The 18,874-nt window shown below is 53.5% G+C and carries 20 protein-coding genes; 4 read left to right on the forward strand and 16 right to left on the reverse strand.

Going from position 1 to position 18,874, the window contains the following annotated elements; translation table 11 throughout:
- Window positions 1–40 precede the first annotated feature (40 nt).
- Window positions 41–1,936, forward strand: a complete 1,896-nt coding sequence (locus tag H5T67_01070; GenBank protein MBC7243909.1) for a glycosyltransferase family 39 protein — start codon at window positions 41–43, stop codon at window positions 1,934–1,936.
- Here the strand turns inward: H5T67_01070 and H5T67_01075 are convergent.
- Complete coding sequence (locus H5T67_01075) at window positions 1,917–3,920, reverse strand: glycosyltransferase family 39 protein (protein ID MBC7243910.1); 2,004 nt, start codon at window positions 3,918–3,920, stop codon at window positions 1,917–1,919. The genes H5T67_01070 and H5T67_01075 overlap by 20 nt on opposite strands.
- Before the next feature lie 296 nt (window positions 3,921–4,216).
- On the opposite strand from H5T67_01075, the gene H5T67_01080 reads away from it, so the two are divergent.
- Entirely contained in the window at window positions 4,217–4,846 is a 630-nt protein-coding gene (locus H5T67_01080; GenBank protein MBC7243911.1) for a hypothetical protein, read from the forward strand.
- Here H5T67_01080 and H5T67_01085 read toward each other — a convergent pair.
- Window positions 4,843–5,334 carry a hypothetical protein gene (locus H5T67_01085; protein ID MBC7243912.1) on the reverse strand — a complete coding sequence of 164 codons (492 nt, stop codon included), beginning with the start codon at window positions 5,332–5,334 and terminating at the stop codon, window positions 4,843–4,845. The two genes, H5T67_01080 and H5T67_01085, sit on opposite strands and share 4 nt — an antisense overlap.
- On the opposite strand from H5T67_01085, the gene H5T67_01090 reads away from it, so the two are divergent.
- Entirely contained in the window at window positions 5,315–5,827 is a 513-nt protein-coding gene (locus H5T67_01090; protein MBC7243913.1) for a hypothetical protein, read from the forward strand. The genes H5T67_01085 and H5T67_01090 overlap by 20 nt on opposite strands.
- Window positions 5,828–5,929: 102 nt before the next feature.
- Here H5T67_01090 and H5T67_01095 read toward each other — a convergent pair whose 3' ends face one another.
- From H5T67_01095 to H5T67_01160, 14 genes are all read right to left on the reverse strand, one after another.
- Window positions 5,930–6,274, reverse strand: coding sequence for a DUF192 domain-containing protein (locus tag H5T67_01095; protein ID MBC7243914.1), 345 nt, complete (start codon window positions 6,272–6,274; stop codon window positions 5,930–5,932).
- Window positions 6,271–7,611, reverse strand: coding sequence for a CpaF family protein (locus H5T67_01100; protein ID MBC7243915.1), 1,341 nt, complete (start codon window positions 7,609–7,611; stop codon window positions 6,271–6,273). The genes H5T67_01095 and H5T67_01100 overlap by 4 nt, the downstream gene beginning before the upstream one ends.
- Window positions 7,608–9,164, reverse strand: coding sequence for a tetratricopeptide repeat protein (locus tag H5T67_01105; protein ID MBC7243916.1), 1,557 nt, complete (start codon window positions 9,162–9,164; stop codon window positions 7,608–7,610). Before H5T67_01105 ends, H5T67_01100 begins: the two co-directional genes overlap by 4 nt.
- Before the next feature lie 15 nt (window positions 9,165–9,179).
- A complete protein-coding gene (locus tag H5T67_01110) occupies window positions 9,180–10,115 on the reverse strand; it encodes a type II secretion system F family protein (protein ID MBC7243917.1) in 936 nt (311 codons plus the stop codon).
- A gap of 13 nt (window positions 10,116–10,128) precedes the next feature.
- Window positions 10,129–11,097, reverse strand: a complete 969-nt coding sequence (locus tag H5T67_01115) for a type II secretion system F family protein (GenBank protein ID MBC7243918.1) — start codon at window positions 11,095–11,097, stop codon at window positions 10,129–10,131.
- 7 nt (window positions 11,098–11,104) lie between these two features.
- Window positions 11,105–11,758, reverse strand: a complete 654-nt coding sequence (locus H5T67_01120) for a prepilin peptidase (GenBank protein ID MBC7243919.1) — start codon at window positions 11,756–11,758, stop codon at window positions 11,105–11,107.
- An 80-nt stretch (window positions 11,759–11,838) separates the two neighbouring features.
- The gene (locus H5T67_01125) at window positions 11,839–12,993 is read right to left on the reverse strand and encodes a response regulator (GenBank protein MBC7243920.1); all 1,155 of its coding nucleotides are present in this window, start codon (window positions 12,991–12,993) and stop codon (window positions 11,839–11,841) included.
- Window positions 12,994–13,002: 9 nt separating this feature from the next.
- Window positions 13,003–13,785 carry a Flp pilus assembly protein CpaB gene (cpaB, locus tag H5T67_01130; GenBank protein MBC7243921.1) on the reverse strand — a complete coding sequence of 261 codons (783 nt, stop codon included), beginning with the start codon at window positions 13,783–13,785 and terminating at the stop codon, window positions 13,003–13,005.
- Window positions 13,786–13,799: 14 nt separating this feature from the next.
- Complete coding sequence (locus H5T67_01135; GenBank protein ID MBC7243922.1) at window positions 13,800–14,696, reverse strand: hypothetical protein; 897 nt, start codon at window positions 14,694–14,696, stop codon at window positions 13,800–13,802.
- 38 nt (window positions 14,697–14,734) lie between these two features.
- On the reverse strand, window positions 14,735–15,202 hold the full coding sequence (locus H5T67_01140; protein MBC7243923.1) for a pilus assembly protein: 468 nt from the start codon (window positions 15,200–15,202) through the stop codon (window positions 14,735–14,737).
- A 1-nt stretch (window position 15,203) separates the two neighbouring features.
- Window positions 15,204–15,587 carry a pilus assembly protein gene (locus tag H5T67_01145; protein ID MBC7243924.1) on the reverse strand — a complete coding sequence of 128 codons (384 nt, stop codon included), beginning with the start codon at window positions 15,585–15,587 and terminating at the stop codon, window positions 15,204–15,206.
- A 219-nt stretch (window positions 15,588–15,806) separates the two neighbouring features.
- Complete coding sequence (locus tag H5T67_01150) at window positions 15,807–15,995, reverse strand: Flp family type IVb pilin (protein ID MBC7243925.1); 189 nt, start codon at window positions 15,993–15,995, stop codon at window positions 15,807–15,809.
- A gap of 6 nt (window positions 15,996–16,001) precedes the next feature.
- Window positions 16,002–16,223, reverse strand: coding sequence for a helix-turn-helix domain-containing protein (locus H5T67_01155; GenBank protein MBC7243926.1), 222 nt, complete (start codon window positions 16,221–16,223; stop codon window positions 16,002–16,004).
- A gap of 248 nt (window positions 16,224–16,471) precedes the next feature.
- Window positions 16,472–17,248 carry a response regulator transcription factor gene (locus H5T67_01160; protein ID MBC7243927.1) on the reverse strand — a complete coding sequence of 259 codons (777 nt, stop codon included), beginning with the start codon at window positions 17,246–17,248 and terminating at the stop codon, window positions 16,472–16,474.
- Window positions 17,249–17,771: 523 nt separating this feature from the next.
- On the opposite strand from H5T67_01160, the gene H5T67_01165 reads away from it, so the two are divergent.
- On the forward strand, window positions 17,772–18,527 hold the full coding sequence (locus H5T67_01165; protein MBC7243928.1) for a hypothetical protein: 756 nt from the start codon (window positions 17,772–17,774) through the stop codon (window positions 18,525–18,527).
- The last annotated feature ends 347 nt before the right edge of the window (window positions 18,528–18,874 follow it).

Raw genomic sequence — 18,874 nt, forward strand, 5'->3', positions numbered from 1 at the left:
ATGTAAAATAATTATACTCATGGCTTAGGTGTGGAGCAAAATGCAAAATCTCTCTCGAGAGCGTTTTTTCAGCACAGTGGTATTAGTCGCGGTGGTCCTTGTTGCCTTTGCCCTGCGCATGTATCGCTTGGGTCAGCAGCCTCTAAGTTGGGATGAGGGCTGGAGCATAGGTTTGAGCAGCTTGGATTGGACAGAGATCAACCGCATCACGGCCTTGGATGTGCACCCCCCTTTCTATTACTGGGTTTTCAAGATTTGGTTAAACCTGGGCCGAAGTGAGCTGCTGATGCGCTTTCTCTCCGTTGCAGCTGGTCTTGTGGCTATCCCCTTGTCCTATGTCGTCGCGCTAGCCTGGATTCGTAGCAACACTGGTCAGAGCAAGGGGCACGTTGGCCTCCTAGCTGCTTTCGTCACCGCCTTGTCCCCATTTTTGGTTTATTATGCTCAAGTTGCACGGATGTTCTCGCTTTGCGTAGCCCTCAGCCTGCTGGCAACGTATGCTCTCCTTAGGGCCCTAGAGACAGAGCGACGTGGTTTCTACATCGCATTTGTGCTGAGTGCCACGCTTGCGCTCTATACGTTTTACTATACCGTTTTTGTCCTGGTAGCAAGCTTTATCTACGCTTTGATGGTTATCCGTCCTGCTCGTTTGCGCTTTCTCTGGGCTTCTGCGCTGGCTATTGCTCTGCTCTATACCCCTTGGTTGCTGTGCGCTGTCCCTTCCTTGCTGGAGCGTATCCAGAGTCGCACAGGCTTGGTCCTTACTCTAGCGGACGTTTTTCGTCATCTATCCGATGGGGTGTTTGGCCTGGTGTTTGCTTATGGCAGTGGCTGGATAGCCGTGTACGTAGTCCTCGCTTTGCCGGTGGTGGCAATTCTCCTGGCGAGAGACAAAGTGCAATCCGCATGTCTTCTGGCATTTCCCCTCTTGGTTATTGCGCTGACCCTAGGTGCGGTTTCCCTTGGCGCTAGAGCGCATATGTTCGCCGCACGTTATTTGATCTCCGCTAGTCCTTTTCTGGCTCTTGGTATCGCTTGGGCGCTAAACACATATTGGGAGCGGGCTAAGTGGCTGGGCATGTTAGGGATGTTTCTATTAGCCATAGCCATGTTTCCCACCCTCAACCATTATGTGTATGCGAAGGCCTACGAAGTATCTGTAGCCTTTGATCCCCAAGCCGATTACCGCTACCTGCAGGATAAGACGTCCCCCGATGATGTGGTCTTTTTCAATGTGCTGAGCCTGGCCGGCCTTTACGAGCGCTTTCGTACATCTGATGACCCAGCTTGGTCTTATGTGCTGCGCTGGGATCCGGTAATCGAACCACTCCAGCCAGCGTTGGACAACCGAGTGCTACCAGCAGCCAGCCAGCACCATCGTCTCTGGTTTGTCTTGTACAAAGGTACAGTAGCAGCAAACTTTGCCCTTAAGGAATGGCTTGATTTGAACCTGTTCCCTGCTTTTGGCGAATGGCGCGAGGATACGCTCTACATGCAGTACCTCACACCGACGGCCGAGACCATGCAGCTTGAACCTGGACTCACTTTTGACGGACGGATTCGCCTAGAAAAGGTGCTCTTTACCCCGCGTACTCAGGCAGGGGATCGCGTGAACGTGCGCCTGATCTGGACAGCACTAGAGAGCATACCACAAAACTACAAAGTCTTTGTGCATCTCTACGCCATGGATGGGCATCTGGTCACTCAGCACGATTCAGTTCCGGTCAATGAGCTTCGTCCTACCCCGAGTTGGGCTGTTGGTGAGCAAATCATGGACAATCATGGGCTCTGGATACCGGCAGATATCGCTGGGACTTTGCGCCTCGTGGTAGGTCTGTACGATCCTGAGGACAATGCGAGGCTGCCCTTGCCCAATGGTTTGGACCACGCAATTGTTGGTACCGTTCAAGTCCAGGCTAGGGAAGCGGAATCGTAACTGCATTGGCGCGGGGTTGGCCATTTTCATCGAGCACTTGTAAATTGATCATGGTGTGCAAATCGTATAACCCAACGGCGATGAAGTAACCTTGGCCCTGACTTGGCAGGGTGGTCAATAGATGGTCATCAGCTACGACATCCCCAGGCCGCCACACGTGGGTTGGATAATATCCCTGCACCGGGTAAGAATCGCTTTGCGCCACGATGTGATCGCCCTGTTTCAGATGCACAAAGACGGTGTAGTCGGTGTCCAATGTCGCTTCCGCACGCCAAAACAAACGCAGATTGATGCCCTTGGACTCCTGTCTCATCTCGTAGCCTAGTAGCTCTATCCCTTGTTCGAAGCGCGCCTGCAGGTTCGCCGGCACCTGGCTAGCAGGTTCAGCTCCATAGATGATGCACAAGAGGCGCGCATCGCGTTCGAGATCGCCCCGTTCCCATGGCCCTTCGCGGGCGGAGATCAGACTTCCCGCTGGAAGCAAGGACAGGTAGGAGTTGTATTCTGTATACGGCCAGACAATTAGCCAAATGCTTTCTACTGGCGGCAGTTGCGAGGCATCGCTTTCCAACAAAACAACGCTTGTTGACTCTGGTACCAAGTAACGAAGGCTTGCCCAATCGCGCCACAAACGTGGATCTAGATACACACGTCGCTGGGGCAATGCCGGGGATGCTGACACGCGCAATCCTGCCCCACTGCTCCAGCCACTGCCGGTGAAGCGATTGATCTCTGCAGCCAGCTCTACTGCTCCAGCCTCGAAGTGATAGTAAACTGTTTCGCTTCGGACATGGCGGAGAAAATAATCGTTTACGGTTGCACAAAGGCTTATCCCAATAAGCAAAACGGCCAATAGTGTTGCTGCCAGGCGCGAAGTACGGGCTTGCACGGCCTCCCATACCATGTTCAATCCGATAGCGGGCAAGACAAAGAGCACCGGTAGAACGCCCACAGCACGAAGGAAATGGGGGGCATCCTCAGCCAATATCGTTGGGGTCAGCATGATGAAGCAGTAAATCAACAAGAGTGCAGATTCCAGATGCTTGCGCGCACGGGCCAAACTAATGCCTAAACCCAGCAGAAAAAGCAACCCCATGAGTGGGTCAAAGACAGGGCGATAAGGCATGTTGTGGCGAGGGATGAAATCGCCACGCCAAATAAACATGCCGAGGGTCTTGCCCAGGTGGCGCAATAAAGTGCCGGTCACATCGCCCTGGTTGATCAGTGGGTTGAATATAGAAACCTGTGATGGGCGTACCAGAAACGAGTCCGGATGCCCTAGGGCGTAGAGGAACAAGGGCCAAGCCGTAACGAAAGCGACAGCGCATAAGAGCAGCAGCCTGCTCCACCCAATTGATTGGCGGCGCCAAAACAAGTAAGCGATCAATAGCAGGAAGAAAATCGGCAAAAAGCGTGCAGCCAAATAAGTATAAAAGCTCAGTCCAAGGAAAAATCCACATAGCGCAAAATAGTACCACCGTCTCTTGTGCAATCCGCACGCGAATAGCCACAGGCATAACGCCGCCAGCAAGGGCAAGCTCACTGCGCGAAAGCCCACGCGGCTGAGGTTGAGATGCCAGAATGTAAGGGAGGTTACCAGAGCGGTAAACAGTGCTACCCGCCGTCCCAACAACTCTCGTGCCATTAGATATGCAGCAGGGACGGTGAAAATGCCAAAAAGGGCGGAAACCAGACGAATGGCCAGGGGACTGCGTCCCAGAAACGACACCGACAGTGCTACGAGATAGATGAACAACGGCTCACGACCGTTATTAGCCTCGAAGAAAATCGGTCGCAATCCATGGAGAACGCCAAGAGCATCCAATCCATTGTAGGCCTCATCGTGATATAAGCCCGGAGGCAGGCGATGAAGGGCATACAACCTCAGCAAAGCTGCCAATGCAGTGACTGCAAGCAGCAGAAAACATTGGCCGGAGATCAAACTCTGAATTCGCTGTGAAAAAGGAATCTTGTCCTTGTTCATCCCTCGTATGCGAGGGATTATACTGCAGGTCTGATGAAAGTCAACGCCTGCCTGCGCTTGTGCCACACCTACGGCGTCAGTCCTGGGCTACTCGCTGGACAAGCGCAGCCTGTTGCAATGCTCAAATGCTCAGGAGAGGACGAGATGAATTCGACACAACGGACTTGTAGTACAGGGAGATGGCGAAAGCCTTGTGCATTTTGTGGGTAGCCAATCTTAGATTTATAATGGTATCTGTTGGCCAACTGAGGTTCATCTTATCATGATATCATAACGAACGAGAATGGAGGGGCAAAATGCATTGGCTTAGTCTCCTTATCGGTGTGCTGGTTGGTTGGCTTATCTGCTGGCTCATTGATTACCTAATCTGCCGTCCACGCCGGATGGCAGAAGAGGCGCTTCTCAAGACCAAGTTGGAGCAGTGCAACGAGGAATCCGCCTCACTCAGGACTCAATTGACTGGCTACAAAGACGTGCAAGCTCGCCTGGATAATGCCAATCTGGAGATAGATTCGCTGAAGGCACAGCTCGCCAGAATGCAGAGTGTGCAGGCGGACCTGGATGCCTGTAGAGCCCAACTGAGGCAGAAAGATCTCGAGATCGAGCATCTGAATGCGGAGCTGGCGGCTCGCGTCAGTGCCGTTACAACGGCAGCGGCAGCACCAAGCGAGCCAGACGATCTGACTATTATCGAAGGTATTGGGCCAAAGATCAGCGCGCTATTGAACCAAAACGGCATCTACACCTTTGCACAACTTGCCGCAACGAGCGTGCAGCGCCTGCGTTCTATCCTCGACGCAGGCGGACCGCGCTTCAATCTGGCCGATCCACAGACATGGCCGGAGCAAGCTCTGCTCGCGCGAGATGGCAAATGGGATGAACTCAAGACCCTTCAGGATACTTTGAAGGGCGGGCGTGAGATCTAATCGAGCCAGACACGCTGAAAGAAGAGATGCCCTAGAATGATCCAGTCACAAGGACGCTTCTGCCAGCTATACAGACTGATTGGCGCATTGCTGTTGTTGCTTGCGATTTTGTTTCTCCTCTTGCGCTCCTGCAATGCCCAGAAGCCGGGAACTGGCATCCCCACGGTCGAGGCTACATATACTGTGCTCCCGCCCGAAACGCCGACAATGGCACTGCTAACCACAACACCGAGAGCAACGCTGCCAACTAGAGCGCCGACAATGGCTTTGCCAACCGAAACAGCACCGGTGAGGCTGCCAACTGCAACACCCGGAGCAATGCTGCCAACTGAAACACCGACAATAGCGCTGCCAACTGCAGCACCGACAGTGGCGTTGCCAACCGAAACACCAGCATTCATGCTGCCAACCGAAACACCAGCATTCATGCTGCCAACCGAAACACCGACAATAGCGCTGCCAACCGCATTGCCGATTGCATTGCCCACACTCAATCCCCCTTCAATGGCCGACTTTACGCCGGATGGGGTAAAGCTAAGTGGCACAGGTCAGCCCGGCGCAACGGTGGAGGTATGGGACGGCGCAACCAAGATAGGGACAGCAGTGGTCGGAGTGGATGGAATCTGGAGCCTGGTAGCCAGACTTAGCGAGGGCACGCACAAACTGACCGCTCGTACGGTGGACGCGGCAGGCAATGTCCTCAACGAATCATCCGCGATCGATATTATCGTGCCTAAAGCTGAAAGGCCTGCTACGCCCGAGGACCTGACAGCCTCAGGCGAAGCATACATCGTCCAGTGGGGCGACTGGCTGATGAAGCTGGCCAGAAGGTTCTACGGTGATCCGAGCCTGTACATATTGATCGTGGATGGGACTAATGCCAAGGCGAGGGTAGACCCCACCTTCGCCAGGATTACGAACCCGAATCTTATCTGGTTCGGACAAAAGCTGTGGATACCAGCCAAGCCCACTAAGCGCTGAGCATGAGAATTCAACACCCGACCTCCCGTAGAGGTCGGGTGTTGGGCTTGTCCGAGTTAGCAGTCAGCAGAAATAGAGAGAAGCAACACACGCGGTATGGACTTACGGGCGCAGTTCCAAATGATCGCCAACTTTCAAGCCGAGGCGGCGAATTTCCCCTGCTGCCATCTCGATTACCGCCTGTGCACGCAGCACGGGTCGGTCAATACGGCCTGGCAGTAAGTTTTCCGTAAGGGCTACGATGTGCCATTTCTTGTCCACATAGACAGCGTCAATGGTAAAGGACATGCCAAAGGTATGAATCCAGCGTGATTGGGGGATCATCAACGCCTGCCCAGGCTCTAGCGGCGCATGACCGATCAGACCGCGTGTTCTAGAACGGACATTGGTGGCGATTTCTAGGTTATTGATGATGAAGCGTTGTTGGTCGGCGTGATAGAGCTTCATGGTCTACGGCCAGAAAAATTCCCATTCAGTCCAAATATGGTGGGGGGCAGGTGTACTCCTGCCTGTTCGATTTTCTCGCAGAATTTGGGGCGAATGCCCGTCGGCTCCAAGCGACCTAGGATGCGCCCGTCCTTGAGCCCGGTCTGCTGGAAACGAAAGATATCTTGCATGACGACGACATCGCCCTCCATGCCCTGTACTTCGGCTACTTGCACCACTTTGCGCGAGCCATCTTTAAAGCGCTCCAGATGGATGATGCAGTCAATGGCAGAGGCAATCTGCTCCCGAACTGCGCGCAAGGGTAAGTCCATGCCTGACATCAGCACCATGGTCTCCAGACGGCGCAAGGCGTCGCGAGCACTGTTGGCGTGCAAGGTGCTCAAGCTGCCATCGTGACCAGTATTCATAGCCTGTAGCATGTCCAGTGCTTCGCCGCCACGCGTCTCGCCGACTACAATGCGGTCCGGCCTCATGCGCAGCGCATTGATCACCAGGTCACGGATGGTAATCTCACCACGCCCTTCGATGTTCGGTGGGCGCGATTCGAGCGTGACCACGTGCTCTTGTTTCAATTGCAATTCCGCAGCATCCTCGATAGTGATAATGCGTTCGTTAGCAGGGATGAAACCAGATAGGACGTTGAGCAATGTGGTCTTGCCAGTACCTGTGCCGCCGGAGATGATGATGTTCAGGCGTGCCTGGACACAAGCTCGGGCGAATTGGATGAACTCCGGGGTCACCGTGCCAAATGTCTGCAGATCCTCGGCAGTATAGGGGATTCGAGAGAATTTGCGGATAGTGAGCACAGGTCCTACGAGCGAAATAGGCGGTATGGTAACGTTTACTCGTGAACCATCAGGAAGACGCGCATCTACCATAGGCGATGCCTCATCTACACGCCGCCCTAACGGCGTAACGATTCGTTCGATGATGCGCAGCAGATGCTCGTCGTTTTCAAAAGTCAATGGCGTCTTTTCGATCTTGCCATGTCGTTCTACATAAATTGCATAAGGCCCATTCACCATGATCTCGGTGACCGTGTCATCGCGCAACAGCGGTTCAATTGGTCCATAGCCTAGAATCTCGGCAATGACTCGCTCGAAGAGACGTACTCGTTCAGCGCGGCTAATAGCTGCGTCCTCTTCGGAGAGGACCTGGGGGAACATGGCTTCGATAGTCTGGCGCACAATACGTGGATTGGAGATATCCAGCAGCGGGTCGAGGCGAGACAGGATTTTATCGCGCAACTTTGCGACTAGTTTGAGATCCTCTTTGTTGTTGCCAGCAGTGGTTATGCTGGCGTCTAAAACAGTAGGGCGTTGGTTTAGCAGCGTCATGGTACCACACTCCAGTTTTCTAATCCGCAGTTGCACTTCTTGCCAATAACGCGCAAGGCTTGGTCGTATTGGATCAGTGCATTGTGATAATCCCTTCCCTGAGTGTAACGCTCGGCTTCTTCGATGTAGCTGCTGTACGACTCTGCAGGGATGGCAATGGCACTTTTGGTCATGATCGAGATGGCTGTTTTGATTGCGGTAATCGCTTCCTCGAACTTCCCACTCTTGGCATAGGCTGTCCCAACTTTAACATAAGCAACAAACAGCCAGCGCGCAGAATCATAACCGCCGTGAATGGCCGCCATGGTTGCCTGACGGTAACATTCCTCAGCCAGAGCGTAATCCCCAGCATCCATAGCCGTGTCTCCTCTTTGCATAGCGCTAGCGTATTGCTGATGGAAAGTCTCTCCCGACGTAATCGGCGCACTAATCGTGCCGGTGGGCGCAGGCTGGGCAATTTCTGGCTGTCCACCTGCCAATTTGAGCAGCGCGCTAGCAGTTCCTCCCGCATACTCGGGTTGTTGCTGGCATACCCACTCTAGTGCAGCGCGAGCGGCTTCTCTGTTGCCCTGCGTGAGCTGTTTTTGCCCTTCCAAGTATTTCTCGGCCAAGGACAGTTCCTGCATTGCCTGTGGGTGTTGGGGCTGAAGTGCCAGCGCCTTTTGGAACAATTCTCTAGCCCGTTGCACTGCTGTGCTGTCCCCCTTCGTGCTCTGGATGAGGTAGCGGCCCTGCTGTAAGTAGCTCTCAAAAAGGCGTTCGCTTACAGTCTGTTTCTGGTATTCTGCATCAAGGTCCCTGAGTTTCTCATAGCCAGCAATAGCCTCTTGCCAGTTACCAGCAGTATGGGCGGCGTTGGCTTGGTCAAATCGGGTGCGCAACTCGATTTGCTCCTGCACCAAAGTTTGTTGCATTTGCACATCTTGGTAGTTGGGATCTTGCGCTGCAATCGCTGCCAAGAGGCTCGCAGCTTCATCCCAATCCTGCTTTGCTATGGCCTCCTTCGCCTTGGCATAGGTCTCGGCTAGAGAGGCTTTTTTCTGTGCCTCAGCTAATCCTTTTTGAGCCTCTTCGTTATCGGGGTCCTCTGCCAGCAGTGTGCGAAATGCTTCCTGTGCTGCTGCATAATCTTTTTCAGCCAGGTACTTGTAAGCTTGCTCCAATAGCTGGCTTTTTTGCTTTGCTTCCTGCTGTGCTATTCTCGCTGGTTGTATCCAGCGAACATAAGCCCAGCGCACACCTATGGCCAAGAACAGGAGCAGGCTGATCATGACTAGGGCAAAGAATAGATATCTCAACCTCCCCTGAAACAGGAACTTCCTCGGCTTGGGTTTCTCCTGCTCCAAAGAAGCCTTCACGTACGCTTCCTCCAGAAAAGCCTTTGCCTGCTCATGATCGGGTTGGAGTTGCAATACGGCTTGAAAGCCGTTGATTGCTTGCTGCCATCTGCCGTTCTGGAAATGCAGGAGGCTTTCCTGGTACAGCGCATCTATTTTCTGCTTCTGTAGTTCCTCTTCGTTTGCTTGATTAAAGTTCGCATAATCCAAAGTCATGTTCGTCTCCAAGTGCTATCTGACCATCTCCCTGAAAATGCCCAACAGAATGGGAATAGCTGGACCGATGGTGACCGCAAAAATCGCTGGTAAAATCAGGAAAACGAGCGGAAAGAGCAATTTGATGGGCACTTTGCGTGCCTCTTCCTCCGCTCGCTGCCAACGGCGCTGACGCATTTGTTCCGATTGATTGTGCAACACGTTAGCAATGCTCAACCCAAACTGATCTGCCTGCAACAGCACAGCCACAAAACTGGCAACCTCCGGCACATTGGTGCGCTCGACCATGTCTTGCAGTGCCTCGCGCCGGGTTTTGCCAATACGGATTTCCGCTACGACTTTGCCAAATTCCTGGGCAATCGCATTTTGCCACTTTTCGCTGATCTTGAGCATGGCGGATTCGAGTCCCGCACCGGCATCCACGCAAATGGTAAGCATGTCCAGCGCATCGGGCAAAGCACGGGTTATCTGCGCTTTCCGTTGGCGCACGCGCGAGCGCAACCAAAAATCTGGCAGCATGAGCCCAACCGCACCCATGATAACCGCGAGGAACAGGGCTCCAATAGGCGCGGCTTTGCGCAAAGTCATCGGATAAAGCACGATAATCATACAAATCAAAGCACCCAAAATTTGTATCCCAAGGAAATCTACCACGGTCAGATTATAGGGATAGCCAGCACGGATGAGGTTCTGTTGCAAGCGCTCAACAGAGCGGGCAGGAGCAAGCCGTCCTGCTGCCCGTATCTGTCTGCGCAACCAAGGTTTGAGCACGCGCTCTGTAAAGGGCAGCGTTAGTTCCGATTCTTCCAGTGGATTCTTGCTGGACATTAGGCGCTGCAGGCGTTGCTTTGGCGTTTCACCCGTCTTCCACCTTAGCATGCCGCCATAGGTAAGGCCGACACCCAGGCTCATCAGTAACCCTATGCCCAAAGCGAGTGGAATCAAATCCATCCAGCCCTCCCGCTCAGAACTCAATCTGGCTCAACTTGCCCATCACTATGTAGCCGATGACCACGCCGATCGCTGCACCGATGGGGATAACTAAAGTGGGGCCTGGAGTGAACAACGCAGTGATGTACTGCGGATTCAATATGTAGATAATAAGGCCTAGGAAAAACGGCATCGCAGTTAAGATGTAGCGCTGTAAGGATTGTTGCGCTGTCAGGATGCGCAATTGTCCTTTGAGGCGTACCCGTTCGCGAATAGTGCTGGTGATCGTTTCCAGGACAGTGGCCAGGTTTCCCCCTGTTTCATACTGGATGGCAATGGCCGTGACCACCAAGTCCAAGTCATCGCTAGGGATACGCTGTACCAGGTTGAACAAGGCTTGAGTAATGGGCATACCCAGGCCAATCTCTCGTACGACACGGCTGAACTCTTCCGCAGCGGGGGGAGGCATTTGTTTGGCTACATTGTCCATGGCGATGGTGAGGCCGTAGCCACTGCGCAAGGAGCCAACTAGCAAAGTCAAAATATCTGGCAGTTGCTCTTGAAAGGCATACAAGCGTTGTGTCTGCTTACGGCGCACATAGAGGCGGGGCAACAATACGCCAATGGCCATGCCCGGCAAGGCAAAGAGCATCTGTCGCGACAAAAGCAGCAAGAGCAGAAAACAGACCATCCCACTGCCAAGGTTTAGTAGCACATATTCGGGAACAGTCAATGGGATATTGGCGCGTGCTAGTTCATGCGCTACCGAAGTAGCAAAAGTCTGTCCCGAGATAATCCGGTTCAAGTGTCTGGCCAGAGAAGAGCGTTCTTTCCCTTCTTGCTGCTCCCTTCCGACAGTCGCGACTGTCGGGATTGGCGCTAGCACATCCAGCCGGTTTCTAATGGAAGCACTTTGATGGGCGATGATCTGGCCAGCCCCGACGAAGAGCGAGATCACGGCTAGGCCCATCATAACGCCGATAATCAGACCAAGGATTGCCATGCCTGACCTATCCTCCCAGTCCAGCCGCGCGGACATACCAATACGCGATGTCGTGACCATAAAGCAGGGTAACCATACAACCAACAACGAGATACGGCGCATAGGGCATGTATTGCTTGGGACCCCGCAGACGTGCAAGCAACAGAAAAGCAGCGGCTGCTCCTCCTAGAAGAATCCCGATAGTCAGCGCCTGCAGCACCCAAGGGAACCCAGTCATCATCCCAATCAAAAACGCCAGTTTGACATCGCCCAGCCCAAGGGCATCGCGGCGAAGAAGGGCTAATAGCAGAAAAATTCCTCCCCCTACTACTGCGCCCAAAAATGCAGCTACCAACCCTGGGGTCGCCAGCCAAAAATTGAACCCTAGAGCCAGCGTTATGCCAGAAGCGATCAACACATTGGGCACAATCCTGTGTTCCAGGTCAATCACTGCGATAAGCAACAATAGGTGGCAATAAGCGGCTTGCATGAAGAAGCTGGAGCTCCAACCATGCCGGCGCTGTAAGTAGGCACACAGGCCAACTGACACCAGCAGAAAGATGCCCAACCTCGCCTGATGGCGTATCTTGGACGCCCCGCCTGCTTCCCGCGGCAAGAGGTCTGCAGCCATATTGAGTAACAAGCCACTCATGACACCAAGTGCTATGGCACCCCACATCACGATTGAACCTCTCCAGATCTTGTACTAAGCATTTTAGCTCCCTGTGCGCACTTTAGCGCATACTGCGAACTTGGCATCCCCTACGCACTCCACACAGTGGTAGGCGGCTTGGCTTCTTGTCGCTTCTTCTCCGCTCTGTTGCGTATGATATCAGCAAGCCGAAAAAAGGCTTGTGCCACCGCGCTGCGCGGATGGCTCATAACCAGAGGTATGCCTCGGTTGATGGAATAGGTCACCAAAGATTCGTCATTGGGAATTTGCACATCAATTTTAGCCCCGAGCGCATTTTCGATATCCCTGAGTTTGATCCCTCCCTTGACTGGGTAGCAGTTGAGCACGAGCAGTAATGTTGCCAATTTCTGCGGCCAAGTTGCCGCGATGCTTATTAACAGCCGTGCATTGCGCAACGAGGTCATTTCCGGAGTCAGTACCACCAGGGGTTGTGTGCGTTGCAACAAAGACAGCGTAACATGATCCAGAGACGATGCCGCATCCACGATAAGGTAGTCACTGGACTCTTCCAGCCAATTCAGAATGCGTTCCAAGTGAGTAGGTTGGACTGTGCTGCCGTTCTTGCTCCATGGCTCGGATGCCAGAACGCGCACTCCCGACGAATGGGTGGCAAGGACCGAGGCCAGTAGCTCTGAATCCAGGTCATAGAGTCGAGGCACTAGATCGGCAATCGTGTGCTTGGGCGCCAGGTTCATCATCATGGGCAGTGTTCCCCCCCACATCGCGGCGTCCATGAGCGTTACCCGTTGACCCGTTTTCAGACGCAAGGCTACCGCTAGGTTCAGCGCGATGGTGCTCGTGCCAACCCCACCTTTAGCGCCCCAGAGGGCAACCGTGTAAGCCAGCGGAGCCTCTTCAGAACGCAACAAGGTGTTGATGCGTACGATCAACTCAGCCGCGGCGACCGGCTTCACGATGTAATCATTGGCTCCGGCTTTGAAACCAGCGACCTTATCGGGCACAGTCGCTCTCGCTGAGTAGATAATGATAGGCACCTTCGCCAGAGCAGGGACAGCACGCAGGGCGCGGCAAACCTCGTAGCCATCAACGTCTGGCAGGTCAATCTCCAGCAAGATCAAATTAGGGCGGTTGAGCTCAGCCAAGGCAATCCCTGCCTGACCAGTTACCGTCGTCACGACCTCGTAGCCCTCGGCTTCGAGAGTTTGCCGGACGTTGTGCACGCTATCCATGTCTTGGTCAATGATCAGAATAGTGGCTGGCATTCGCCTCCCCTATGGTACGATTGGAACACGAAGCTGGTAACGGTTGATGAGATACTTCTCGTTAACTGGTTGCGTGCTAAAACGCTCCTTGGCTTCCGGAGCACGCAGCACTATATCCACGACGCCTCCCAAATCATGGAGGTGTTTGAGCACCAATGCATCCTGAGGATCCAGGGCGAAGATAATGGCCAATGGGCGCGCTCGCTGAGCGGTCGCCTCTGACTGAGCTTTTGTTTCCACGTCTCGCGGCTGAACGATGGCGGCAATTTCCAGGTTCTGCAGCGCGTTAAAGGTCACCAATCCGCCAGTATTCACATCGGTCTCTTGCACCTCAATGGAGAAAAGAAGGTCCACATGGTCGCCGGGTTTCAGCAGGTTGTTGCTGCTCATCAGGTCACTGGCAGGAAAGGCCATGGCTACCTTGGTCTTGTCCATAGTAAAGGCAAAATAGTCCCCTCGGACGGTAGACGAAACCACGTCGCTGCTCAAAATCATCTCATTAGTCACCAAGGGGTGCAGGGTTATCCAACCTACTACCTCATCTACTTTGTGAAGGGCATTTTCCGGCACAATATCCACTGGCATAGTACGCAGCGCCACATCGTCGGGCATGATGAATTGGCGCGCGGCTATCGAGCGGGAAGCAACCACGACTTCGACCGTGGGAACACGTGCAGTCGGAACTGCTGCTTGCGAAGAGACACGGACAATAGCCCAAAAGGTCAGCGCACCAGCCAACAAGGCCAATACAATTCCTGCTGCTATCCAAATGCATCCCGCTCGTCTGCCCATCGTTATCTACACCCCTATCGAGTTAGACTAATCATCCGATATCCACCATCTGCGCCATCGCTTAATGGCCCAGATTCAAGCATGTACTGGAACTCGCCTTTGATCCCCTTCGGGTTCCCCGTAGCATAGACGCTTGTCACTTTAAAGGCTGCAAATTTGACCACATGATAATAAGTCTGCCCAGTATACTTGTCTTCGATCTGATCGAAAACAGCGATCTTCAATACTTGCCCCACCCTCGCTTGTTGGATAACCGCTGTTTTGACCCCGCCGTCACCGGCAATCCAGGTATCTACGCTCGCAGTACCTGACCAGCCGTTGGCCATCCAATCTTTCAACTGGTCTGAGCCGGCAGCCCCACAACTTTGAGGGTAAACGCAGGGCAGGTTGAGCCAGCCGCGATAACTACCCGAGATATTGCCTGTTATTGGGTCTTGATCCTTGTCATCATCCCAAATGTAGTAAGGAACATAAAATTGATAATCGAATTCGCGAATCGAGAGAGGCGCAAGTCCATCTAAAGCGCCAATGGGTACCCACTTGGCGGTCGCCTGAGCGTTAACCGTGACCTGCTGGATGCCCACGACACGGGCAAAAGTCATCGCCACGTCCTTGTACGCCACGACCGTCACTTGCGCGCCATTGATGATGACGTCACAGCGATCCGCCTGGTTACGCTGCACGGCATATTCCTGGGCTGCCGCCTGCGCGCTGGCTGCAGTGCCACTGTATGCTAAAACGCGTGCGCCTGCTATCGCTCCCGCATCGGCGGCATTCTGCATCTGGCGCCTTTGCCGATAGATGTTGCCACCATCCACAACCAGGGCGAGCATCGCCAGCAGTGCCACGAGAAACAAAGCCACGATGACCAGGACCTGCCCAGATTCTCGTCTCCACGAAGCACTTTTCATACCGCTCTACTCCTTCCACCACGGAACAATCGCTTGCTTCAGTACCCCTTGTACATCGTCGCCGCACTACTGAGCGTCAAAGTTTGGCGTCCTATCGCCAGGGCAACGAGTGGGGTAATCAACCGAAAATTGTAACTCACCTCAACCCTGACGGCATTGGTGGGGTAGGTTACCGTTACCGACAGTTGGCTAGTATCCAGCCCTACCGCAGTGTTCCGCACCACGTCAGCCACCGCCGTTGGGTTGATTTCTGCCGTCGCCCCAAAACGTGCGCCCTCCCGGGCGCAGTTTGCCACCACATGATACGCATAAACCGCACGCCCCAGATCGAGGATGGAGATGAGTATGAGCAACAAGACAGGTAGAACCAGCGCCAGCTCGACCAAGCTCTCGCCACGTTCTCGCTGACGCTTTGTCGTACGGTTTGTAGTAACGGCTTCAGCCGTTAACCGCGCCAGGACGGCTGAAGCCGTTGCAGCAAACCAGAACCATCGCTTGCGTACCATCTCAGTATACCACCATCTCTGCGCAACTCTGCAATCGAATCGTCCGCCCACCCAACAAGAAGGAACTGATCAAAGTAAAATCATAGGACACCGTGACGCACATGGGCGTGCCGCTGATGCCGGTGGAAGAGATGCTCACGTTCCCGGCACTCAGCGCTATGCCCGAGCCCTGTGCCTCGCTGATGACATGCGCCACAATGCCACTGCTGTCGGAAGGGTGCATCGCGCCATAGTACGCGCCCTCACGCGCTGCGTTGGTGATGACAATGTAGGCATGGAACGCACGGCCTAGGTCGAAAACCCCCAGAAGGATCAGAATCAAAACCGACAGGCATAAGGCGAATTCGACCAGGCTCTGCCCACGCATGTAGCTTTTTCCTTCCATCTTTTATTCTTGCCCTTTATTATAGCCTGTTTCATGGCGGGCACAATAAAGCAATCTCCCAACCCACTTCCCTGGGAGTGCTTCATCGCACAAAGCGCTCCTCGCAATGACGTGTTCACGGTTCTTAGGACAACAACGGATAAGAAAAGGCGGGGCAAAGCACCGCCTGACCACGTGCTTTGCCCCTCTTGCCTGGTCCCTGTTTTGGGATGGAGTTCGTTACGATCCAGACTGAAGCGTGGCTGCCAACGTACTGGCAACATTGCTTAGTACGTTGCTGATGCTCTCGCCTAGCAACTGGACCGCGACGACAGCGACGATCACGATCAGCGCGATGATCAGGGCGTACTCGGTCAGGTCCTGCCCTTCCTCACGGCGCAGCCAGGACCAAATCGTGGGCCACAGCATCTCTTCTCACCTCCTTTCTGTATGGTTTCTTAAGTGGTTCTTGGGAAAGCGGTTCTCTTCCAGATATTGGTTCAACATCTCCAGGCTGTAGCGGCGATGTCCACCTGGGGTACGAAAGGGTATCAACAAATTCTGCCGCTCGATCTTGTTCAAGGTAAACAGGCTGATGCGCAAGTATTCTGCCGCCTCACGCGCTTTCAGTAGTACCTTTTTCTCGTTGTTGCCCACTCCCATCTCCTCACAGGTCTAGATGCTATGTATTGAAACGATCCAAAATAATGAGGAAGCATGTGAAACTACTTACAATATAGCACCTTTTTGGCTCCACAACGTGAAAGCTGCGTGAATAAGCGTGAAAGTTTTGTGAAACTTAATGGTTACCATTTAGATATTCAATAGATACTTTATCGTTTGTTTCTTCAGCCGTTGGGGCTTGATAAAATATGCATTGTACCCACAATTCTATTATCCCCAAATTATCCTGGGGCCGCTGCGATTTTCCTGCCCGCTTGCTTTTGCTGTGGTATCCACCGGTCTTCATCGCATTCCAGGTTGCCGTCGCTGCACAACATGTAACCCCGATGCCGGACTGTGCGCAGGTACACGGGATGAGCAGGGCACATTTCGATTTTGCTGCGCAGGCTGCGGATATAGGAGCGCACCAAATCGGTGCTGCCCACGCCCGGGGGATAACCCCAAACGTGTTGCAAGAGACGCCTGGTCGAGCAGGTCTCATTGGCATGAAGCATGAGATAGCGCAAGAGCTCGAACTCAGTGGGAGTAAGGCTACAGATACGACCGTTGTTTTCAACGGTCATGTTATGGCAATGCAGGATGAGCGTGCCTGCGATGAGGTGATCGGAAAGGGTCGGGGCTTGCGTGGTAGGGCCTCGACGCAGGAGAGCATTGCCTCGCGTGACAAGTTCGCTGATTGGGGAGGCTCTGTGAGCATAGGCATCTACTGTGTGGGACAGATTGCTCGGCTCTTCCTCCACGCGCAATTGAATGTAGTAGAAAAGCACCTGGGTGTTGTGCAAAGAGGGGATCGCCTTGAGTCGGTGATGTACCTCGACGGCACTGAACTGCGGGAGCATCGCATTCAACACGAGTAAATCCGGACGATAACGCTCTGCGAGCTGCAGCGCATCTTGCCCGCTGCGCGCAATGAGCACTTGATGGCCCTGGCGCTGAAATTCTTGCTGCAAGAGGGCGCCTAAACTAGGATCGGCATCTGTTACGATGATGAAAGCCATTGCTTCTTCTCCTGACGCAACCCAACGGCAACGGAAAATTAGCACTGCTGTAACTTCTCATAGCGGATGACGTAGCGAAGATGAAAATAAGATGAAAAAATACGGGTGAAAAGGCTCGTTATGATGACAATTTTGTCATCTTAGTTCACCACATCTCAGACGTTCGGCCACAGCCTGCCAAGGAAAGGGGACAAGCGATAGCACCTCTAGTGGCTGGCTACATGGGGATACTGTTTTTAGTGCGTGTTGCTGCTCATTTTGCTCGCTCGAGCCTGCTCTGTCAGGCAAAGATGAAAATTTTTCATATCGCCGACCTAGCATGGTACAACACATGGGAGTAAGACCTACATCATTTCGGGCAATGGCCAAAGTCCATTGATTGTCTGGGTCGCGTATTGTCAACGGATTTCCTGGAGGGTTTGGAGCGAAACCGCCGAATTGGCGTTTGTCTGCTTTTGTGCTACACTGGGTGTCAAATTATACTGGCGAAGCAGTGTAGTTAGCGCCATGCTGGGAGGAGAAGATGGGATTAACCAAACATGACCTGGGCATCTTGATCGCGATCATCGCGATGACATTCTTAATGGGCAATATCACCGCTTGCGATGGATTCTGGAAAACTCCTACACCAACGCCGACTCAGCCTCCTACTGCGGTTCCAACTGCAACGGCGACACTTCCATCCGACATCCCCGCGGAGGTTATGGCAGCGCGCGATGCTGCACTGGCTTTTCTCCAAACCACTTACCCTGGCCAAGCACCACCGCAGGGACTTTCCTGGGTAGGACGGAATACCACGCCACCTGGAGTGGTGGGCTCCTCCTCTTACGAATTTGTCAGCGGCGATTGGCTGATGTGGATTGGCACTCCGCAGATCGCACCAGGATACCTCATCTACGAGATGGAACTCACCAACCAGCAGACGGCTTTTCATTGGACAGGCACCCTGGATGCAAACTATACAATTTTGGAATCGAATCTGAACGTAGCCATTGAAGTGCTGATCGTGCGTGAGATCGTGTTTGCTCACGTTAGGGAACATTACCCTGCCCAGGCACCAGCCGAAGACTTGGCCTGGATAGGAGAGCGCACGACCCCGGAGGGGGCAGCCGGACGGGAGTCGTACCGTTTCACCGCTAGGGCTTGGACGATGACGGTAGAGTATGACCTAGCAAGCCCTGAGCAAGTCATTTATGAAGTTGAGTTGAGCAACGCCAGCACAGCATTCCTGTGGCGTGGTCAGGTTGATGCCGAAGGGACCGTCCTAGAGCACCGTTAATGGCTTGGTGCATCGGAGTGGGGCGCTTTGCAAAGAGTGTTCATAGTAAGCTGGTCTGTAGTAAGGACTTGGCTTAAAACGACCCGTTCTAAAAATTCACAAACGCTGTTTGCGGACGAACATGATTGCTAACAAGACAAGGCGTTTGTTGCTTATTATAATCCTGCTCATAGCCCTAAACGGGGTAATCTCTCGAGTTGATGAAGGTGAGAAAGATTTCCTCGTTTACTGGTCTGCTACGCACTTATTTGCCACTGGAGGGAATCCCTTTGATCTAGACTCGCTGCGCATGCTGGAACTTGAGACTCGTCCTGACCGATTGCAAGATGAAGGGCAAACCCTCGCCG

Source organism: Chloroflexota bacterium, assembly GCA_014360905.1.
Classification (GTDB): domain Bacteria; phylum Chloroflexota; class Anaerolineae; order UBA2200; family UBA2200; genus JACIWX01.

Excerpts from the sequence above, each read along its gene's own strand:
- H5T67_01070 (MBC7243909.1), top strand. The coding sequence starts at position 41 with ATGCAAAATCTCTCTCGAGAGCGTTTTTTCAGCACAGTGGTATTAGTC.
- H5T67_01075 (MBC7243910.1), bottom strand. The coding sequence starts at position 3,920 with ATGAACAAGGACAAGATTCCTTTTTCACAGCGAATTCAGAGTTTGATC.
- H5T67_01080 (MBC7243911.1), top strand. The coding sequence starts at position 4,217 with ATGCATTGGCTTAGTCTCCTTATCGGTGTGCTGGTTGGTTGGCTTATC.
- H5T67_01095 (MBC7243914.1), bottom strand. The coding sequence starts at position 6,274 with ATGAAGCTCTATCACGCCGACCAACAACGCTTCATCATCAATAACCTA.
- H5T67_01100 (MBC7243915.1), bottom strand. The coding sequence starts at position 7,611 with ATGACGCTGCTAAACCAACGCCCTACTGTTTTAGACGCCAGCATAACC.
- H5T67_01105 (MBC7243916.1), bottom strand. The coding sequence starts at position 9,164 with ATGACTTTGGATTATGCGAACTTTAATCAAGCAAACGAAGAGGAACTA.
- H5T67_01110 (MBC7243917.1), bottom strand. The coding sequence starts at position 10,115 with ATGGATTTGATTCCACTCGCTTTGGGCATAGGGTTACTGATGAGCCTG.
- H5T67_01115 (MBC7243918.1), bottom strand. The coding sequence starts at position 11,097 with ATGGCAATCCTTGGTCTGATTATCGGCGTTATGATGGGCCTAGCCGTG.
- H5T67_01125 (MBC7243920.1), bottom strand. The coding sequence starts at position 12,993 with ATGCCAGCCACTATTCTGATCATTGACCAAGACATGGATAGCGTGCAC.
- cpaB (MBC7243921.1), bottom strand. The coding sequence starts at position 13,785 with ATGGGCAGACGAGCGGGATGCATTTGGATAGCAGCAGGAATTGTATTG.
- H5T67_01135 (MBC7243922.1), bottom strand. The coding sequence starts at position 14,696 with ATGAAAAGTGCTTCGTGGAGACGAGAATCTGGGCAGGTCCTGGTCATC.
- H5T67_01140 (MBC7243923.1), bottom strand. The coding sequence starts at position 15,202 with ATGGTACGCAAGCGATGGTTCTGGTTTGCTGCAACGGCTTCAGCCGTC.
- H5T67_01145 (MBC7243924.1), bottom strand. The coding sequence starts at position 15,587 with ATGGAAGGAAAAAGCTACATGCGTGGGCAGAGCCTGGTCGAATTCGCC.
- H5T67_01150 (MBC7243925.1), bottom strand. The coding sequence starts at position 15,995 with ATGCTGTGGCCCACGATTTGGTCCTGGCTGCGCCGTGAGGAAGGGCAG.
- H5T67_01160 (MBC7243927.1), bottom strand. The coding sequence starts at position 17,248 with ATGGCTTTCATCATCGTAACAGATGCCGATCCTAGTTTAGGCGCCCTC.
- H5T67_01165 (MBC7243928.1), top strand. The coding sequence starts at position 17,772 with ATGGGATTAACCAAACATGACCTGGGCATCTTGATCGCGATCATCGCG.